The sequence below is a fragment of the Erwinia sorbitola genome, from assembly GCF_009738185.1.
Taxonomy (GTDB): Bacteria; Pseudomonadota; Gammaproteobacteria; order Enterobacterales; family Enterobacteriaceae; genus Erwinia; species Erwinia sorbitola.
In genome coordinates this window covers 1,399,561-1,419,177 of the sequence record NZ_CP046509.1, presented here as the reverse complement: position 1 = coordinate 1,419,177, position 19,617 = coordinate 1,399,561, and the positions used below count along the sequence as shown (strand labels likewise).

At 52.7% G+C, this 19,617-nt stretch carries 15 protein-coding genes and 1 pseudogene; 4 read left to right on the top strand and 12 right to left on the bottom strand.

Annotated elements, in window-relative coordinates; genetic code table 11:
* Positions 1–10 precede the first annotated feature (10 nt).
* The 8 genes and pseudogenes from nuoH to lrhA all read right to left on the bottom strand — a co-directional run bounded on the left by nuoH (position 11) and on the right by lrhA (position 10,258).
* On the bottom strand, positions 11–988 hold the full coding sequence (gene nuoH, locus GN242_RS06405; protein WP_154753935.1) for an NADH-quinone oxidoreductase subunit NuoH: 978 nt from the start codon (positions 986–988) through the stop codon (positions 11–13).
* Positions 985–3,711, bottom strand: coding sequence for an NADH-quinone oxidoreductase subunit NuoG (gene nuoG, locus GN242_RS06400; protein ID WP_154753936.1), 2,727 nt, complete (start codon positions 3,709–3,711; stop codon positions 985–987). The genes nuoH and nuoG overlap by 4 nt, the downstream gene beginning before the upstream one ends.
* 50 nt (positions 3,712–3,761) lie before the next feature.
* Complete coding sequence (nuoF, locus tag GN242_RS06395; RefSeq protein WP_154753937.1) at positions 3,762–5,102, bottom strand: NADH-quinone oxidoreductase subunit NuoF; 1,341 nt, start codon at positions 5,100–5,102, stop codon at positions 3,762–3,764.
* Positions 5,099–5,614: an NADH-quinone oxidoreductase subunit NuoE gene (nuoE, locus tag GN242_RS06390; protein ID WP_154753938.1), complete on the bottom strand. Its 516-nt coding sequence runs from the start codon at positions 5,612–5,614 to the stop codon at positions 5,099–5,101. The genes nuoF and nuoE overlap by 4 nt, the downstream gene beginning before the upstream one ends.
* A gap of 2 nt (positions 5,615–5,616) precedes the next feature.
* Positions 5,617–7,430 (bottom strand): annotated as a pseudogene (nuoC, locus tag GN242_RS06385) (NADH-quinone oxidoreductase subunit C/D).
* Positions 7,431–7,535: 105 nt separating this feature from the next.
* Entirely contained in the window at positions 7,536–8,210 is a 675-nt protein-coding gene (locus GN242_RS06380; protein ID WP_062742955.1) for a NuoB/complex I 20 kDa subunit family protein, read from the bottom strand.
* A gap of 15 nt (positions 8,211–8,225) precedes the next feature.
* Positions 8,226–8,663: an NADH-quinone oxidoreductase subunit A gene (locus tag GN242_RS06375; protein ID WP_154753940.1), complete on the bottom strand. Its 438-nt coding sequence runs from the start codon at positions 8,661–8,663 to the stop codon at positions 8,226–8,228.
* Between the two features lie 668 nt (positions 8,664–9,331).
* Entirely contained in the window at positions 9,332–10,258 is a 927-nt protein-coding gene (gene lrhA, locus GN242_RS06370) for a transcriptional regulator LrhA (RefSeq protein WP_154753941.1), read from the bottom strand.
* A gap of 1,033 nt (positions 10,259–11,291) precedes the next feature.
* On the opposite strand from lrhA, the gene GN242_RS06365 reads away from it, so the two are divergent.
* Positions 11,292–12,509, top strand: coding sequence for a pyridoxal phosphate-dependent aminotransferase (locus tag GN242_RS06365; RefSeq protein ID WP_154753942.1), 1,218 nt, complete (start codon positions 11,292–11,294; stop codon positions 12,507–12,509).
* Positions 12,510–12,569: 60 nt separating this feature from the next.
* Entirely contained in the window at positions 12,570–13,166 is a 597-nt protein-coding gene (yfbR, locus tag GN242_RS06360) for a 5'-deoxynucleotidase (protein WP_154753943.1), read from the top strand.
* Between the two features lie 221 nt (positions 13,167–13,387).
* Here the strand turns inward: yfbR and GN242_RS06355 are convergent, their stop codons facing one another.
* The 4 genes from GN242_RS06355 to yfbV all read right to left on the bottom strand — a co-directional run bounded on the left by GN242_RS06355 (position 13,388) and on the right by yfbV (position 15,656).
* A complete protein-coding gene (locus GN242_RS06355; protein ID WP_374189831.1) occupies positions 13,388–13,681 on the bottom strand; it encodes a DUF2645 family protein in 294 nt (97 codons plus the stop codon).
* A gap of 235 nt (positions 13,682–13,916) precedes the next feature.
* Positions 13,917–14,576, bottom strand: a complete 660-nt coding sequence (locus tag GN242_RS06350; protein ID WP_156287077.1) for a sugar phosphatase — start codon at positions 14,574–14,576, stop codon at positions 13,917–13,919.
* 13 nt (positions 14,577–14,589) lie between these two features.
* The gene (locus GN242_RS06345; RefSeq protein WP_154753947.1) at positions 14,590–15,084 is read right to left on the bottom strand and encodes a YfbU family protein; all 495 of its coding nucleotides are present in this window, start codon (positions 15,082–15,084) and stop codon (positions 14,590–14,592) included.
* Positions 15,085–15,203: 119 nt separating this feature from the next.
* Entirely contained in the window at positions 15,204–15,656 is a 453-nt protein-coding gene (yfbV, locus tag GN242_RS06340; RefSeq protein ID WP_154753948.1) for a terminus macrodomain insulation protein YfbV, read from the bottom strand.
* Positions 15,657–16,008: 352 nt separating this feature from the next.
* Here yfbV and ackA point away from each other — a divergent pair, with 352 nt between their 5' ends.
* Both ackA and pta read left to right on the top strand, forming a co-directional pair.
* Complete coding sequence (gene ackA / locus GN242_RS06335) at positions 16,009–17,211, top strand: acetate kinase (protein WP_154753949.1); 1,203 nt, start codon at positions 16,009–16,011, stop codon at positions 17,209–17,211.
* Positions 17,212–17,403: 192 nt separating this feature from the next.
* A complete protein-coding gene (gene pta / locus GN242_RS06330) occupies positions 17,404–19,548 on the top strand; it encodes a phosphate acetyltransferase (protein WP_197094769.1) in 2,145 nt (714 codons plus the stop codon).
* Positions 19,549–19,617 lie beyond the last annotated feature (69 nt).

Below are 19,617 nucleotides of genomic sequence, written 5' to 3'. Positions count from 1 at the left end.
CTTTAACCCCTTACTGCGCCGTGTACAGAATGACTGCGGCGGTAGCCAGCAGATTCAACAGCGTCAACGGCAGACAAACTTTCCAGCCGAACGACATCACCTGGTCATAGCGCGGACGCGGTAACGCAGCACGAATCAGGATGAACATCATCATGAAGAATGCCGTTTTAATCGCGAACCAGAAAATTGGTGGCAGCCACGGGCCATACCATCCGCCGAAGAACAGCGTAACGATCAGCGATGATACGGTCACGATCCCGACGTATTCCCCCACGAAGAACAGACCGAATTTCATCCCGGCATATTCAATGTGGTAACCATCGGCCAGCTCCTGCTCGGCTTCTGGCTGGTCAAATGGATGGCGGTGACACACTGCCACACCGGCAATGCAGAAGGTGATAAAGCCCAGGAACTGAGGGATCACGTTCCACAGGTGCGCCTGGCTGTTAACAATGTCAACCATGTTGAACGAGCCAGCCTGCGCCACTACGCCCATCAGCGACAGGCCGAGGAACACTTCGTAGCTCAGGGTCTGGGCTGAGGCACGCATCGCACCCAACAGCGAGTATTTGTTATTACTCGACCAGCCCGCGAATAGCACCGCATATACCGCCAGACCCGCCATCATCAGGAAGAACAGCAGACCGATATTGAGGTCAGCGCCCATCCAGGTGGAGGTGACTGGCACAATCGCCATCGCCAGCAGCAGCGAAGTAAAAGCGATCATTGGAGCGAGGGTAAAGATCACACGGTCGGTAAACGGTGGGATCCAGTCCTCTTTAAAGAACATCTTGATCATATCAGCGACCAGCTGCAACGATCCGCCCCAGCCGACACGGTTTGGCCCGTATCGGTTCTGGAACAGGCCGAGCAGACGACGCTCGCCAAAGCTCATAAATGCGCCGCATCCCACCACAACTAACAGGATAACCAGCGCTTTGCCGACGGCAATCAGCACGTCGATAACTTCCGGTGTCAGCCAGCTCATTGTACTGCCTCCCGCAGATTGTCGATGACGCTACCCGCCAGGAACGGTGGAATGCCCGGTAAACCGAGCGGCAGACCCACCTGCCCTGCCTGCAACGTGCTGGAGAAACGAACTGGCAGACGCAGCGTTTCACCCTGGCAGTTAAATTCAACCGCCGTTCCGGCATTCACGCCAAGTCTGGCGGCATCATCCGGGTTCACCATTACGTAGGCTTCTGGCATACGCTGCTGGATAACCGGTGCCCGTTGGGTCATTTCTTCGCTACCGAACAGGTGGAAATATGGCGCAACGCGCCATGCGTTATCCGCACCTGTAAAGGCGGCAGGCACATGTTCGAACCAGCCCAGCTGCGGGACACCAGCTTCAATCAGACGTACACCCGGATCGCCGTGACGCAGTTTACCGCCCACTTCGGCCTGGAATTTATTCCATGCCTGCGGTGAGTTCCAGCCTGGTGCCCAGGCAAATGGAATCTGCGAACGTGCCGCATCCGGCTGGTTGTTCCCTTCCATTGAGAAGGCAAACATGGTGTCTTTATCCTGCGGCTGACGCGGTTCATGCACGCTGATATTGGCGCGCATTGCGGTACGTCCGCTCGAACGATGCGGTGAGCGCGCCAGTTTCTGACCGCGAATACGGAAGCTGGCATCAGGTGCAGCGTCTTTAATTCCGGCCAGCTGCGGGAGAGCAGCAACACAGGCATCGATAACATGATCGAGCTGGCTCCAGCTCACTTCGCGGCTGTTGATGGTGCTCTGCAGAGAGTGCAGCCAGCGCCAGCTTTCCAGCATCTGAACTTTTTCGTCGTAGTAAGCCGGGTCATAAACCTGGAAGAAACGCTGTGCGCGACCCTCCTGGTTTACTACCGTGCCGTCGCTTTCGGCAAAGCTGGCGGCCGAGAGGATCAGACCGGCTTTTTCAGTGGTCGCGGTACGCTGATGATCGAGCACGATCACATTTGGCGTATTCGCCAGCGCTGCGTCCACCTTCGCTTTCGGCAGGTGACGGTAGAGATCGTTTTCCAGGATGATCACCGCATCAGCCGAACCGCTCTCCAGCTCGGAGAGGGCAGCATCAAGGGGAATACCGCCAATCATACCCAGCCCCACGCTGTTGGCAGCTGATGCCAGCAGGGTAATGCCGACATCAGCACCGCGACTCTTGAGCGCTTTCGCCACGTTGGCGGCCGCTTCAATCATCGCTGCGCTACCGGAGTTGGTGCCGGAGATAATCAGAGGCTTTTTCGCGCCGCTCAGGGCCTGAACGATAACGTCGATTTTGCCTGCCAGTGACTTATCAAGGTCGCTGACGGCTGGCGCGCTGTTATCCAGCTCATGTGCAATGGCGAAGCCAAGACGTGCCTGATCGTCCACCGGGGCGCGATAGCTCCAGGCGGCAATATCATCAAGGCGTGTCTGGTCAACGTTAGTCACAAACAGCGGATGTTTAGCGTTTTGCCCGATATTCAGAATCGCGGCAATCTGCCAGTCAGCCACTTTCTGTGCGGCGGCCATTTCGCGGGATTTACCTTTCACCGCCTGACGCACCGACAGCGCCACGCGCGCGCCGGTCTGGGTCAGATCTTCACCCAGCACCAGCACCGCATCATAGCTTTCAATCTCGCGCAGCGCCGGGGTATGAATACCGCCATCACGCAGCACTTTAAGCATCAGCTCCAGACGCGCCTGCTCACCTGCGGCGATACCGGTAGAGAAGTTATCCGCACCGACCAGCTCACGCAGCGCAAAGTTACTTTCTACGCTGGCACGCGGGGAACCAATGCCGACCACTCTCTTCGCCTGGCGCAGCACATCCGCCGCACCATGCATTGCCTGGTCTGCATTCAACACAATCAAGTCGTCACCGCGACGCTGCAATGGCTGGCGCGGGCGATCTTTCAGGTTCACATAGCCATAGCCGAAACGACCACGGTCACAGAGGAAATAGTGGTTTACGCTGCCGTTATAGCGGTTTTCAATACGGCGCAGCTCGCCATAGCGCTCACCGGGGCTGGTGTTACAGCCGATGCTGCACTGCTGACAGATGCTTGGCGCGTACTGCATATCCCACTTACGGTTATAACGCTCGGAGTGGGTTTTATCGGTAAACACGCCAGTTGGGCAGATTTCTACCAGGTTACCGGAGAATTCGCTTTCCAGTACGCCATCTTCCGGGCGGCCGAAGTAGACGTTGTCATGTGCGCCGTAAACGCCGAGGTCGGTGCCGTCAGCATAATCTTTGTAGTAACGCACGCAGCGATAACAGGCAATACAGCGGTTCATTTCATGAGAGATGAACGGGCCGAGATCCTGATTACGGTGGGTACGTTTGGTGAAGCGATAACGACGGAAGCTGTGTCCGGTCATAACTGTCATATCCTGCAAATGACAGTTACCGCCCTCTTCACACACCGGGCAGTCGTGCGGGTGGTTGGTCATTAACCACTCCACCACGCTTTCGCGGAACTCTTTTGCTTCACCATCATCAATTGAGATAAAGGTGCCGTCAGACGCCGGGGTCATGCAGGACATAACCAGGCGACCACGAGTGTCTTCGGCATTCTGAAATTGCTTCACCGCGCACTGGCGGCAGGCACCGACGCTACCGAGCGCCGGGTGCCAGCAGAAATAAGGAATATCTAAGCCGAGGGAGAGACAGGCCTGCAACAGGTTGTCCGCACCATCAACATCATATTCTTTACCGTCTACATGAATTGTAGCCATAGTGAACATGCTTCCGTAAGGCCCGTGTGAACACGGGCGTTAAACTTTGCTTACCAGCGAGCCTTTAACAGGTTTGGCTGGATGCCGCTAATCGCGTGCGCGTTGCTGAATACCTGAGGTGCCATACCCGCTTCGAACTCTTCGCGGAAATATTTAATGGCACTTTGCAGTGGCTCTACTGCACCAGGCGCGTGCGCACAGAAGGTCTTGCCCGGGCCAAGCTGGCGGCAGAGTTGCAGCAGGGTTTCGATATCCCCCGGCTGCCCCTGCTTACGCTCCAGCGCGCGCAGAATTTTTACACTCCACGGCAGGCCATCACGGCATGGTGTACACCAGCCGCAGGATTCACGGGCGAAGAACTCTTCCAGGTTACGTACCAGCGACACCATATTGATTTCGTGGTCGACGGCCATCGCCAGCGCGGTGCCCAGACGGCTGCCTGCTTTACCAATACTGGCAAATTCCATCGGCAGGTCGAGGTGCGCCTCGGTGAGGAAGTCAGTACCCGCGCCACCCGGCTGCCAGGCTTTGAACTTCAGGCCATCACGCATGCCGCCAGCGTACTCTTCGAGAATCTCGCGAGCGGTAGTGCCAAACGGCAGCTCCCAGACGCCTGGATTTTTTACGCGGCCAGAGAAGCCCATCATTTTGGTGCCAGCGTCTTCGCTGTTGGAGATCCCTTTGTACCAGTCAACGCCGTTGGCGATGATGGCCGGTACGTTAGAGAGCGTCTCGACGTTGTTAACGCAGGTCGGCTTACCCCAGGCTCCGGCTGATGCCGGGAATGGCGGTTTGGAACGCGGGTTAGCGCGACGCCCTTCCAGTGAGTTAATCAGTGCGGTTTCTTCACCGCAGATATAACGACCAGCACCGGTATGCACAATCAGCTCAAAATCAAAGCCGGTGCCAAGAATGTTCTTGCCCAGCAGACCCGCTTCTGTTGCTTCCGCAATGGCACGGCGCAGGTTAACGGCGGCCTCAATATACTCACCGCGCAGGAAGATGTAGCCGCGGTAGGTTTTCAGTGCGAAGGCGCTGATCAGCATGCCTTCCACCAGCTGGTGCGGCATCTGCTCCATCAGCAGGCGGTCTTTATAGGTGCCCGGCTCCATTTCATCGGCGTTACACAGCAGGTAACGGATGTTCATGGATTCGTCTTTTGGCATCAGGCTCCACTTCAGGCCGGTGGAGAAACCTGCACCGCCGCGCCCTTTCAGGCCAGAGTCTTTAACCTGACTAACAATCTCTTCAGGCGACAAAGTTTTCAGCGCTTTTTCAGCACCGGCATAGCCATTCTTACTGCGATACTCTTCGAGGAATACCGGCTGCTTGTCTTCACGCATGCGCCAGGTCAGCGGATGCATTTCGGCAGTACGCACGATCTGTCTCATTGATACTGCTCCAGTAAGTTGGCAATACCTTCCGGCGTCAGATGAACGTGGGTATCTTCGTCCACCATCATCACCGGCCCTTTGTCGCAGTTACCGAGGCAGCAGGTAGGCAGCAGCGTAAAACGGCCATCTGCAGTCGTCTGACCCGGTTTGATATTCAGATTACTTTCCAGCGCCGACTGAATGCCCTGGAAACCAGTGATATGGCAAACCACGCTGTCGCAGTAGCGGATCACATGGCGGCCAACCGGCTGACGGAAGATCTGGCTGTAAAATGTCGCCACCCCTTCAACATCACTGGCCGGAATGCCCAGCACTTCTGCAATGGCATAAATGGCCCCGTCCGGCACCCATCCACGCTGTTTCTGAACGATTTTCAGCGCTTCAATGGACGCTGCGCGCGCATCTTCATAGTGGTGCTTTTCATGCTCGATGGCGTCGCGCTCTGCCGCACTCAGCACAAAAGCCCCGGTTTCATCGATCGTTTCGATCGCAATTCTTTGATCGTGCATAATTAGCGGTCCACGTCTGACATAACAAAATCGATACTACCGAGGTATACGATCAGATCGGATACCAGGCTGCCGTTGATCACCGAAGGGATCTGCTGCAAATGCGGGAAGCTTGGCGTACGCACACGGGTGCGGTAGCTCATGGTGCTGCCATCGCTGGTCAGGTAGTAACTGTTGATCCCTTTGGTCGCCTCAATCATCTGGAAGGATTCGTTGGCCGGCATAACAGGCCCCCACGATACTTGCAGGAAGTGAGTGATCAGGGTTTCGATATGTTGCAACGTACGCTCTTTCGGCGGCGGCGTGGTCAGCGGATGGTCAGCTTTGAACGGGCCTTCCGGCATGTTCTTCAGGCACTGTTCCAGGATACGCATACTCTGGCGCATCTCTTCCATTTTCAGCATCACACGGGTGTAAGCACAGCTTACGCCGTCTCCGATTGGCACTTCAAAATCGAAGTTTTCATAACCGGAGTACGGACGCCATTTACGCACGTCAAAATCAAGGCCAGTACCGCGCAGCCCTGCACCAGTGGTGCCCCAGGCCAGTGCTTCTTCCATGTTATAGGCAGAAACACCTTTGGAACGGGCAATCAGCACGGAGTTTTTCAGCGCTGTCTGCTCATAGGCTTTAAGACGTTTTGGCATCCAGTCGAGGAACTCGCGCAGCAGGCGTTCCCAGCCTTTTGGCAGGTCATGCGCCACGCCGCCAATGCGGAACCAGGCCGGGTGCATACGGAAACCGGTAATGGCTTCCACCACATCATAAATTTTCTGGCGATCGGTAAAGGCAAAGAACACCGGAGACATGGCACCGACGTCCTGAATAAACGTAGAGATATACAACAGATGGCTGTTTATACGGAACAGCTCTGAGAGCATCACGCGGATCACTTCAACGCGTTCTGGTACCTTGATACCTGCCAGTTTTTCAACCGCCAGTACGTAAGGCATTTCGTTAACGCAGCCGCCGAGATATTCGATGCGGTCAGTGTACGGAATGTAGCTGTGCCATGACTGGCGCTCGCCCATTTTTTCCGCACCGCGATGGTGGTAGCCGATATCCGGAACGCAGTCGACGATCTCTTCGCCGTCCAGTTGCAGAATGATACGGAAAGCACCGTGCGCTGAAGGATGGTTCGGGCCAAGGTTGAGGAACATAAAGTCCTCATTGTTGGTCGAACGTTTCATGCCCCAGTCTTCAGGCTTGAAGGTCAGAGACTCCATCTCCAGATCTTCTTTCTGCTTAGTCAGCTCGAAAGGATCGAACTCTGTTGCACGTGCCGGATAGTCTTTGCGCAGCGGATGCCCTTCCCACGTCTGCGGCATCATGATGCGCGTCAGGTGCGGGTGGCCCTCGATATTGATACCGAACATCTCCCAGGTCTCGCGCTCATACCAGTTGGCATTCGGGAAGATTTTCGAGATGGTCGGCACATTCAGAGAGTTTTCAGACAACGCCACCTTGAGCATGATATCGCGGTTGCGTTCAATGGAGATGAAGTGATAGAAAACGGAAAAATCCGCGGCGGGTAAACCGTCACGGTGGGTACGCAGGCGCTCATCCATGCCATGCAGGTCATACAGCATCACATAGGGTTTAGGCAGTTTGCGCAGGAACTGGATAATCTCAAGCAGCTGCTCACGTTTCACCCAAACTACCGGCACGCCGGTACGGGTTGCTTGTACGGTAAAGGCATCAGGCCCAAAACGATTACGCAGCTCGCCGATCACCGGGTCATCCTGGTGATCCCGGGTTTGCCATAACGGCTGAGCGAGGTCTTGCGTGGTTAAATCTGTCATAAGTTGTTCACCATTCTGGCCTGTCAGAACAGGCGCTCAGTGTTGGCGTCAGGTGGGTCAGCGCAGGTTACATTGTGTTTTTATTGCGCTTTTAATGACCACATCCATAAACTGCTGTCTTAAATTTCGTCAGGTGTACGCAGATTAGTGACTGCGATACGCTCGGCGTTTTTCCTGTCGCGCTCAGACTGCATATTGGCACGATAAACGCCCTGATCGCTGACGACCCACGACAGCGGGCGACGTTCTTTTCCGATGGATTCCTGCAGCAGCAGCAGAGCCTGCATATACGCTTCAGGACGCGGCGGACAGCCCGGGATATACACATCAACCGGTAAGAATTTATCCACCCCCTGCACTACGGAGTAGATGTCATACATCCCACCGGAGTTCGCGCAGGCACCCATCGAAATCACCCATTTAGGTTCCAGCATCTGGTCATACAGGCGCTGAACCACCGGAGCCATTTTGGTGAAACAGGTTCCTGCAACCACCATAAAGTCTGCCTGGCGTGGCGAAGCACGGATAACTTCAGAACCAAAACGTGCCACATCGTGCACCGACGTAAACGACGTGGTCATTTCGACGTAGCAACAAGAAAGACCGAAGTTGAACGGCCAGAGGGAGTTCTTACGACCCCAGTTCACCATGTCGTGCAGGGCATGTTCCAGCTTGCCCATATAGACGTTTTGATGAACGTGCTTTTCCAGGGGATCGGTAACAATCTCCTGTTTTTGCAGTGGGTAACGGTCATTCTCACCGTTCGGGTCTATGCGGGTGAGCGTATAGTCCATGTTATTGCCTCGCTGTTACTGCTTATTACGGTTGGCGTGCGAGATGGTGGTAGGTTTGACGTCGAACTGACGACGGGCAGGAGCCCAATCCAGTGCGCCAATGCGAACCAGATAAAACAGACCAGCAAGCAGAACCAAAATGAAAATGGCGGCTTCGACAAAGCCGACCCATCCGCTTTCGCGAATCGCCGTCGACCATGCGTAGAGATAGAGGGCTTCAACGTCAAAGATGACGAAGAACATGGCAACCAGATAAAATTTGGCTGACATACGCAGTTTCGCGGAGCCAACAGAGGCTATACCGGATTCGAAAGGTGTATTTGTATGCCTTCCACGGGCTTTTCCGCCCAAGAACCATGCTCCGGCCAACATCAGGCAGCAGAGACCAATTGATACGATCAGGAAAACAGCGAATGCCCAGTGATGGGCGACGACTTGTGTGGTTGTTGACATACTCTTGCTTACTCACCAAAAGTGGCGTTTTGCGTCCTGCTCTAATAATTGGCAGTTAACACACCACATCGATTCAAGGGAAGAATGAAAAACCTTATAAATTATACCGTCTTTAGCGATTAGGCAGTAATTTTATGTGGTTTTTTACTCCTTTAACTAACCTTTTGTCAACTTTGACAAAACTATCCGCACATTAATTTACACACACAACACAAATTTAACATATGATGCTTAAAAATTGGGCTAAATCGTGTCAGTAGCATCATGTGATCAAAGTGTAGCGGTTAAAACCTTGTTTGGATCGTGTATTTAACAAGGTCTATTTTGGCAGGATTCGGCGGCTTTTCCTGCCCCTTATTGGGGTTATTTTTTTGATCCAGGACACAGTTTGGTGTTTTTCGCTAAAAAAACGGTCATTAATCTTTCTGCAAAATCAATTCACTGCTCTGACCAGATGCGGAAGGGATAAGAAAATACTTATAGTTTTGACTGCTGGCGATTTTTTGACAACCGAGAGCCTAAAGCTGCCGAAAAAGAACTCTTTCTACTACACTAAACCATAAAAAAAAGGCCCTTCAGCTTTTAAATAAACTGAAAGGCCTGTTTTAGTCAGTAAAATCGAAAAAGATTATCTTTTAATGATAAAAGTAATCGTTTGCGTTTACAGGTTATTCTTCTTCGTCAGCAAATGTTGCGTTATCACGCGCCCCAACGGTCAGATTGTAGGGGTCATTGCTTGACTCCATTGCATTGAAGATCGCCAGCGCCAGCTCATTATCGCTGTCCGGATTACGGCACAGCAGATACTCAGTATCTGGCAGCATTGGCAGCCCTTCAGCAGCGCCCATCACACGCAGTTCCGGGCTCATCATCTCGACCGGACGCGCGGTAACACCCAGCCCTGCTTTCACTGCGGCACGAACCGCTGCAAGGGTGGAGGCAACATAAGAGATGCGCCACGGAATTCCCGCTTCGTTAAGATGATCAATCGCCATATCGCGGTATGGGCTTGGCTCATCCAGCAGCACCAGAGGAATAGCTTCTCCACGCTGGAAGATGTAGTCAGCAGCGCAATACCACAGAGTGGGAGAGGTACGCAGCACCTGCCAGGTGAAATTCATCGGGCTGGAGGTTGTCACCACCAGATCGACTTCACCCTGGTTTAACATCTCCATCATAAACGGATTACGCTTCACGCGGACGTCGATAGCCAGCTTCGGATATACCGAGGTCACACGGTTAAGCAGGAACGGTAAAATAGTATCAGAGGTATCATCGGATGCACCGATGGTCAGTACGCCTTGAATGTTGCTGTACATCAGTGAGGTACAGGCTTCATCATTAAAGCGCAGTATTTTTCGGGCGTAACCCAATAGCTGAATGCCGTGTTCCGTCAATAACTTGTTGCGTCCATGCCTGGCAAATAGCTCTTTGCCTACCAATTGCTCCAGACGCTGCATCTGCTGGCTTACCGCAGATTGCGTCCTGCATACAGCAGCCGCAGCTGCGGCAAACGTGTTCAGATCGGCAACGGCAACAAAAGTTCTCAGCAGATCGAGGTCAAGATTGAGTACTGGACGATTTGCACTAGTCATGTTTTTTTCTTCACTTTATAAGTTTTTTACAAACAGCTACCCTGGTGTTATTACCTTTTTTATCAATAGGATAAAATGATAACAATTGCATAATGGCTACAGTGTTAAGCAATAAAAATAATTACCTGATGCATTACTTAGACTGGCAAACGATAAAGTAGTTTTTACTCTGGTTATTCCCTCCATTTTATAGTGGTAAGGTGGCAGAGAAAAAGGTTCTTCCGTCTGATGCATCACTAATGCACGCTGCACTAACCCATAAGTTGCAGGAAGCCGCGTCGTTATAGTTAAGTAACGCCGACAAAACTCAAAATGTGCTGAGTTGCGGTGTCGTTAGTCTAAAACAACCCTTGGAAATTAAGTTACCAGCACGCTGTAGAAACAGCGAAAAATGTTAAGAATCACTTATTGTTTAGGGTAATAAAAATCTTTTTTTTATTACCGGAAGAACCTGCACACCCGGTGCAAAGTCTTCTGAAGGTTATCCTGACATACTGTCGTTTACTTTTTAAGCCCAAAACTGATTATTCTTATCACTAAAGTAAGATTTTATTGGCAACACCGCGCAACACAGGCCCTGGCACTCCAATATTTATTCTTTGCACCGCACGAATATTACACTTAGCCCAGGCTATGCCAGCGCCCATGCCTGCTGGTCAATCTTCAGACACAGAACGCTTTGACTAAAAAACATACAGCCCGATAAGGAATACTTGACTGTTTCAGCTATCATTAATAAATCAATTTTTACTAAATGATTCGGCAATAGCGCTTATAAAGCACTATTGCACTGCGGCGGCAGCAAAACCCTAAATCATTCAGGTAGTCATAAACATCGGATTACACCCAAATATCAGCATGATATATCATAATAAAGCCTGATTACGCGTACCCCTGCCATCTGAGCGAAAAAACATCCTTTAACACACCAAAGCCAGCTGCCACCCTTCAAAACCAATCGGGAGAGGAGTACATTGTGCAATGTTTAGTTTTCCACGGCAGGAATACGCTTCTGCCAGTAAAGGCGACAGAAATGACCCCAATTGATAAATCCAGCAAACTGGATAACGTGTGTTATGACATTCGCGGCCCGGTATTAAAAGAAGCCAAACGCCTCGAAGAAGAAGGTAACAAAGTCCTCAAATTGAACATCGGCAACCCTGCCCCGTTCGGTTTTGAAGCGCCGGATGAGATTCTGGTGGATGTGATTCGTAATCTGCCCAGTGCACAGGGCTATTGCGACTCTAAAGGCCTCTATTCCGCCCGCAAAGCGATTATGCAGCACTACCAGGCGCGCGGTATGCGCGATATCACTGTAGAAGACATCTACATTGGTAACGGCGTATCTGAACTGATTGTGCAGTCAATGCAGGCGTTGCTGAACAGCGGCGACGAAATGCTGGTACCGGCGCCGGATTATCCGCTCTGGACCGCTGCCGTGTCGCTCTCCAGCGGCAAGGCGGTGCATTATCTGTGTGATGAGTCCGCGGGCTGGTTCCCTGATCTTGATGATATTCGCAGTAAGATTACGCCGCGCACACGCGGTATTGTCATTATCAACCCGAATAACCCGACCGGTGCCGTCTACAGCAAAGAGCTGCTGATGGAAGTGGTAGAACTCGCACGTCAGCATAACCTGATTATTTTTGCCGACGAGATCTACGACAAAATTCTGTATGACGCTGCCCAGCACCACTCTATTGCGGCGCTGGCACCGGATCTGCTGACCATCACCTTTAATGGTCTGTCGAAAACCTACCGGGTAGCGGGCTTCCGTCAGGGCTGGATGGTTTTGAACGGGCCGAAGAAACATGCCAAAGGCTATATTGAAGGGCTGGAGATGCTCGCTTCAATGCGCCTGTGTGCCAACGTGCCTGCGCAGCATGCTATTCAGACCGCACTGGGTGGCTATCAGAGCATCAGCGAATTTATCCAGCCCGGCGGGCGCCTGTATGAACAGCGTAACCGTGCCTGGGAGCTGATCAACGATATCCCTGGCGTCAGCTGTGTGAAGCCGAATGGCGCGCTGTATATGTTCCCGAAAATCGACGCGAAGAAATTTAATATTCACGACGATCAGAAAATGGTGCTCGACTTCCTGCTTCAGGAAAAAGTGCTGCTGGTACAGGGAACGGCATTCAACTGGCCATGGCCGGATCATGTACGTATTGTCACCCTGCCGCGCGTGGATGAACTGGATATGGCAATTAACAAGTTTGGCCGGTTCCTCAGCGGCTACCGTCAGCTGTAATGATCTCCCCAAGAGCGGCCCTGGCCGCTCTTCGTATTTTGAAGTAAGGGAAAAATCACCATGACTCAAAGCCACTTCTTCGCCCACCTCTCCCGCCTGAAACTGATCAACCGCTGGCCGCTAATGCGCAATGTGCGTACCGAAAATGTTTCGGAACACAGCCTGCAGGTAGCGATGGTTGCCCATGCTCTTGCCGTAATAAAAAATAAGAAATTCAACGGTAACCTTAACGCGGATCGTATCGCGATGATGGCCATCTATCACGATGCCAGCGAAGTGCTGACCGGCGACCTGCCCACCCCGGTGAAGTATTACAACGCGCAGATTGCCCGTGAGTACAAGAAGATTGAAAAAATTGCCCAGCAGAAGCTGATTGAGATGCTGCCGGAAGAGCTGCGTTCCGCCTATGCACCGCTGCTGGATGAGCACCAGCACAGCGAAGACGAGACCGCGATTGTCAAGCAGGCGGATGCCCTGTGTGCCTATCTGAAGTGTCTGGAGGAGCTGTCAGCGGGCAATAATGAGTTCCTGCTGGCAAAAGCGCGACTGGAGAAGACGCTGACTCAGCGCCAGAGCCCGGAAATGGACTATTTTATGGAAGTATTTGTACCCAGTTTTAACCTGTCACTGGATGAAATCAGCCAGGATTCGTTGTAACCCCGGGCAGTTTTTGCCGCGTCCCTGCGTAATGCGCACCTGCAAGGATTTTCGTAGGGGCCAGGGCCGGCTGACCGGCGGTTAAAACCCGTATTTGAGCTTCGCTGGCACACATCGTTGCGATCGTAGCTCTATAACCAGTCTATGGTGCTTTTCACCCTGCGATGACGCATCGCCAGCAGTAAAACCGCATCAGACCAATCTGCTGCTCATCTGAGGTTTCAGCACACAAGAAACCGGCCAAAAAACATCCACCCGCCATAGGCGGCCACGCCTATCACTCCGGCGAAGTAATACCTCGTCTTGTAGCGGTTACCGATGTAAAAATTGCGAATCAACGCAATCAGTAAGGGAGTAATCAGAAAAAATGCAGCTATTCCTGCCTGAAGTATACGGTTACCGATGGATTGATGTGGGATGCTGCAAATGCTGTTCCCCGGTTGCAGCATCCAGTCATATTTGTTGATCGACAAAAGCTCAATAGCAAGGTAAACAAATACCGAATACCCCAACATAGACAGGAGATCTGATACCTTATCTTTATGTATCCTCATGCCAGATATCCAGCCCCAGGAGTTTCCTGATATGTGGACAGGCAGTGTGCCTGACTCTTTTTTAAGCAAAGAATTGTAGGAAAGTCTCCAGGCTAGTTCAATAGACAAGTGACTATTATTAAACAGGTTCTTACTGGAGCGAGTGTTTACCCGCACGGGAATAAAAAAAGCCCCGCGAATGCGAGGCTGGAAAGAATTAGTGTTTACGGTGAATATCGACGCTGCCGTCCGGATTTTTATGGATGATGACCTCTTCCAGCGAGGTGAGCACCATATCAACATCTTCGAGTCGCGGTGCGTCCGCTGGCACATTGACAGCAATCACGTGGCAGCCCGCAGACAGGCCGGAAAGAATGCCCGCAGCGGCATCTTCTACCACCACGCACTCTTCCGGTTCAAGATCCAGCAGCTGTGCGCCGAGTAAATAGGCATCAGGCTCAGGCTTGCCGCGCTCAACGCGTTCAGCCGTGACAAATGCTGCTGGTGCCGGCAGCCCTGCCGCCGCATGGCGAGCGCTGGCTACCGGTACGGAACCTGAAGTAACAATGGCCCAGGGGATCTCCTGCTTATCCAGCAGCGCCAGCAGTGCTAATGCGCCGGGCAGTGCCACAATGCCGTCAGTGTCTTCAGCTTCGAGTTTTTCCAGCGCAATAAACTCCTGCTGAATCGCCTCCGGTGAAGCCCCGGGCATAAAATGGCGCAGTGAGGTAATAGCCTGCTTACCGTGGATGAAGCCAAGCACCTCGTCAGAGTCAATCCCGTGGCGCTTACCCCAGTTTTTCCAGGCACGCTCGACAACCATCAGGGAGTCCACCAGCGTGCCATCCAGATCAAACAGAAAACCTTTACACTTCACTGCATCTTCCTTATCAGGCGTTGATAACTTGCGCGATCTCATTCGCGCTCAGATGGTACTGTCGGGGACAATTGTGCCACACAGCCAGCATACGTTGATACTTTTCCCACATCGGAACCTGAGCATTAAACTCGTGGCTGCCTGCTGAAAAATGCCCATAACGGCCTTCGACATTGACCAGAAAGCGCACATAGCCCAGATAACGCCCTTCTGTTGCCGCATCAAATCCGACGAAGTTTAAACGCCGCGCATCAACTTCCTGCGGCTCTTTCAGATTAGTCCATGAAACGTGCAGCGCGTGATACATCTCCATCATGGCTACCAGCGTACGGCACTCAGCCTCTGGCAGCTGGCTGAATTCGTTATCCAGTTCGCGCAGTTGCAGGCCGTAGCCGCGTTCAATAATAGTCTGATGGCGGCGATGACGGGCGGCGTTATCCGGATCGAGCATGGCCATTAATTGATATTGGTTGGAGAGAATTAAACGCTGGGCATGGGTCATATCCATTTTGAGGCTCCTCGGCCATGGGGCAGTCTTAAACTGGCACAAGAATCTCACAACATGGGGAAAAGCTTCTTTGACGCAAAGCGGGTTTGCATAACTTCACTGATGTAAACCCGCTCCGCTTAGAGGTCGTCGAGGAATGTTTTATCAAGCTGCTTAAATGCGCGCTTCAGAACATCCGCCAGCGACTGATAGGTAGGCTTGCCTTCGACCGGCGCTATCGCATGGCCCGCAGCCTGAAGTTTGGCACGCACATCATGGAACCAGCCCAGTAAAGAGGAAGGCAGCGGCGTAACCGAACGTTTGCCAAGCCACCACAGCCCCTGCATCGGCAGGCTACAGGCAAACAGCGCCGTGGCTATTGCCGGGCCGAGCTGACCGCCAAGGGCAATCTGCCAGGTGAGGCTGAACACAGCCAGCGGCGGCATAATCCGGATAGCAAATTTTGTGGCGCGCGTCACTCTGTTCTCAGGAAACATGGGCGCAAGGCGTTTATCGACAGGCCACGTCTTCATATAGTGCTGACCATGCTGGAACAGTTTGATCCAACCGACACTGCGGGAGTCATTAGCCATGTCAAACCTCAACTTCAGATATAAATATTAAAAAAATTCTGTAACACACCAACTTTACCTAACATGATTCAAAATATTTTGTCTTTGCTGGTCACTCTGGTTATCCTGTGCGCGATCTCAACCCGTGTTACATGTGGGCGGGCACTGGATAAGGTGCAATTCTGGTCATAAATAGGGCAACCCATAATAAAAAAATGAGAATTTAAAAAAATCTCGTAAGATTTCTACAAAAGTTGCTTTCGGACAAAACTTTTCCAAACCCAGACGTTCATCATTAATGTATCAGCTTTCATGCGCTACGCTGATAGACTGTTGACTTTTATATAGCCACTTTAAACAAATAGGACCTTCCATGTCGAGTAAGTTAGTACTGGTTCTGAACTGCGGTAGTTCTTCCCTGAAGTTTGCCATTATTGATCCGGCAAACGGCGACGAATACCTGTCAGGTTTAGCTGAATGTTTCCATCTTCCGGAAGCCCGTATCAAATGGAAACAGGATGGTGCTAAACAAGAAGCGGCCCTGGGTGCTGGCGCAGCTCACAGCGAAGCACTTAACTTCATGGTTAAAACTATTCTGGCACAAAAACCAGAGCTGTCGGCACAAATCGTTGCAATCGGTCATCGCATCGTTCATGGCGGCGAAAAATTAACTGAGTCGGTAGTTATTGATGCTTCTGTTATTCAGGGCATCAAAGACGCCTCTTCTTTTGCACCGCTGCACAATCCGGCCCATCTGATCGGTATTGATGAGGCGCTGAAAAACTTCCCGCATCTGTCCGATAAGAATGTGGCTGTTTTCGACACCGCTTTCCATCAGACAATGCCGCAAGAGTCTTATCTCTACGCTCTGCCGTACAAACTGTATAAAGAGCACGGCGTTCGCCGCTATGGCGCACACGGCACCAGCCACTACTATGTGACTCAGGAAGCCGCAAAATTCCTTAATAAACCTGTTTCTGAACTGAACATCATCACCTGCCACCTTGGCAACGGCGGTTCAGTCTCAGCTATCCGTAACGGCGAGTGCGTTGACACCTCAATGGGTCTGACTCCGCTGGAAGGTCTGGTTATGGGTACCCGCTGCGGTGACATTGATCCGGCGATTATCTTCTTCCTGCACGACACCCTGGGCATGAACGTTGATGCGATCAACAAGCTGCTGACCAAAGAGTCTGGCCTGCTGGGTCTGACCGAAGTCACCAGCGACTGCCGTTATGTAGAAGATAACTACACCACCAAAGATGATGCAAAACGCGCAATGGATGTGTTCTGCCATCGCCTGGCAAAATATATCGGTTCTTACACCGCTATGATGGACGGACGCCTGGATGCAGTGATCTTTACCGGTGGTATCGGTGAAAATGCCGCCATGGTGCGCGAACTGTCACTGGGCAAGCTTGCTCTTCTGGGCTTCGACGTTGACCATGAGCGCAACCTGGCCGCACGTTTCGGTAATTCAGGTTTTATTAACAAAGAAGGCACCCGCCCGGCGATTGTTATCCCAACCAACGAAGAGTTGGTCATCGCGCAGGACGCCAGCCGCCTGACTGCATAAAAGATCGTTACTCTCCGTCAGCTCAGGCTGGCGGAGTTGTTTCAGACACCATTTTACATAGCTAAATATTTCGCGGTACAGGAAGGCAGCACTGAGTGATTCCTCAGGAGCTTACTCAAGTAAGTCACTGGGTGAGCGCAGGCAGCCAACACAACTGTAGCGTGAAAGATGACGCTACAGGAGGTATACCACGTGTCCCGTACCATCATGCTTATCCCTACCGGCACCAGCGTCGGCCTGACCAGCGTCAGCCTTGGCGTTATCCGTGCAATGGAACGTAAAGGCGTGCGTCTTAGCGTCTTTAAACCTATCGCCCAGCCTCGTGCCGGCGGTAACAGCCCGGATCAGACCACCACTATTATTCGCAAAAACTCCAGCATCCCAGCCGCTGAACCGCTGGCAATGAGTCACGTCGAATCGCTGCTTGGTTCCAACCAGCAAGATGTGCTGATGGAAGAGATTATTGCCCGCTACCACGAAAACACTAAAGATGCAGAAGTGGTGCTGGTTGAAGGCCTGGTGCCAACGCGTAAACATCAGTTCGCCAATGCGCTGAACTATGAGATCGCTAAAACGCTGAACGCTGAAATCGTCTTTGTGATGTCCCTGGGTAATGACTCCCCGGCACAGCTGAAAGAGCGTATCGAACTGACGCAGAGCAGCTTTGGCGGCAGCAAAAATAAAAATATCACCGGCGTTATCATTAACAAACTGAACGCCCCGGTTGACGATCAGGGCCGTACGCGTCCGGATCTGTCGGAGATCTTCGACGACTCAACTAAAGCCAGCGTGGCGAATATCGATCCTAAGCATCTGTTCGCTAACAGCCCGCTGCCAGTACTGGGCTGTGTGCCGTGGAGCTTCGAGCTGATCGCCACCCGCGCCATCGATATGGCTCGTCACCTCAACGCCCGTATTATTAACGAGGGTGATATCGCCACTCGCCGCGTCAAGTCCGTGACCTTCTGCGCACGCAGCCTGCCGCATATGCTGGAGCATTTCCGTCCGGGTTCCCTGCTGGTGACTTCGGCTGACCGCCCGGATGTGCTGGTTGCCGCTTGCCTGGCTGCCATGAACGGCGTGGAGATCGGTGCCATTCTGCTGACCGGCGGCTATGCCATCGATGCGCCAATTCAGAAGCTGTGTGAACGCGCCTTCCAGACTGGCCTGCCGGTCTTTATGGTCGACACCAACACCTGGCAGACCTCTCTCAGCCTGCAAAGCTTCAACCTGGAAGTGCCAAGCGACGATACTCAGCGTATTGAGCGCGTTCAGGAGTACGTAGCCAGCCATATCGATGCTGATTGGATCGAATCGCTGACCGCTGAGTCTGAGCGCAGCCGTCGCCTGTCACCACCAGCCTTCCGCTACCAGCTGACCGAACTGGCTCGCAAAGCGGGCAAACGTATCGTTCTGCCAGAGGGCGATGAGCCACGTACCGTTAAAGCAGCCGCTATCTGTGCTGAACGCGGCATCGCGACCTGTATCCTGCTGGGTAACCCGGATGAGATCCAGCGCGTAGCCGCCGCTCAGGGCGTTGAACTGGGCAAAGGCATTGAGATTGTTGACCCGGCTGTCGCACGTGATAACTATGTTGCTCGCCTGGTTGAGCTGCGTAAGAGCAAGGGCATGACCGAAGTGGTTGCGCAGGAGCAGCTGGAAGATAACGTGATGCTCGGCACTATGATGCTGGAGCGCGGCGAAGTTGACGGTCTGGTTTCCGGTGCGGTTCACACCACCGCCAACACCATCCGCCCACCGTTGCAGCTGATCAAAACGGCACCAGGCAGTTCGCTGGTTTCTTCCGTGTTCTTTATGCTGCTGCCTGAACAGGTTCTGGTTTACGGTGACTGTGCGATTAACCCGGATCCGAACCCAGAACAGCTGGCAGAGATTGCTATTCAGTCCGCTGATTCCGCGCTGGCGTTTGGCATCGAGCCGCGCGTGGCGATGATCTCCTACTCCACCGGAACCTCAGGTGCCGGTAGTGACGTGGAGAAAGTACGTGAAGCAACGCGCATTGCCCAGGAAAAACGTCCTGACCTGGTGATCGACGGGCCACTGCAATACGACGCTGCGATTATGGCTGATGTTGCCAAATCTAAAGCGCCTAACTCACCGGTTGCAGGTCGTGCTACCGTGTTCATCTTCCCGGATCTGAACACCGGTAACACCACTTATAAAGCGGTACAGCGCTCGGCTGACCTGATCTCCATTGGGCCAATGCTGCAGGGTATGCGTAAGCCGGTCAACGACCTGTCACGCGGCGCACTGGTTGACGATATCGTCTATACCATTGCCCTGACGGCGATTCAGTCCAAGCAGGCGGAAGGGTAACAACGTTTCAGGGACAGGGTCAGGCGTGCCTGACCCCTACGAATAAAATGTACCCCGTGCGAGTCAGGC

Coding starts and splice junctions, on each gene's coding strand:
- nuoH (WP_154753935.1), bottom strand. CDS start 988: ATGAGCTGGCTGACACCGGAAGTTATCGACGTGCTGATTGCCGTCGGC.
- nuoG (WP_154753936.1), bottom strand. CDS start 3,711: ATGGCTACAATTCATGTAGACGGTAAAGAATATGATGTTGATGGTGCG.
- nuoF (WP_154753937.1), bottom strand. CDS start 5,102: ATGAGACAGATCGTGCGTACTGCCGAAATGCATCCGCTGACCTGGCGC.
- nuoE (WP_154753938.1), bottom strand. CDS start 5,614: ATGCACGATCAAAGAATTGCGATCGAAACGATCGATGAAACCGGGGCT.
- GN242_RS06380 (WP_062742955.1), bottom strand. CDS start 8,210: ATGGACTATACGCTCACCCGCATAGACCCGAACGGTGAGAATGACCGT.
- GN242_RS06375 (WP_154753940.1), bottom strand. CDS start 8,663: ATGTCAACAACCACACAAGTCGTCGCCCATCACTGGGCATTCGCTGTT.
- lrhA (WP_154753941.1), bottom strand. CDS start 10,258: ATGACTAGTGCAAATCGTCCAGTACTCAATCTTGACCTCGATCTGCTG.
- GN242_RS06365 (WP_154753942.1), top strand. CDS start 11,292: ATGACCCCAATTGATAAATCCAGCAAACTGGATAACGTGTGTTATGAC.
- yfbR (WP_154753943.1), top strand. CDS start 12,570: ATGACTCAAAGCCACTTCTTCGCCCACCTCTCCCGCCTGAAACTGATC.
- GN242_RS06355 (WP_374189831.1), bottom strand. CDS start 13,681: ATGTTGGGGTATTCGGTATTTGTTTACCTTGCTATTGAGCTTTTGTCG.
- GN242_RS06345 (WP_154753947.1), bottom strand. CDS start 15,084: ATGGATATGACCCATGCCCAGCGTTTAATTCTCTCCAACCAATATCAA.
- yfbV (WP_154753948.1), bottom strand. CDS start 15,656: ATGGCTAATGACTCCCGCAGTGTCGGTTGGATCAAACTGTTCCAGCAT.
- ackA (WP_154753949.1), top strand. CDS start 16,009: ATGTCGAGTAAGTTAGTACTGGTTCTGAACTGCGGTAGTTCTTCCCTG.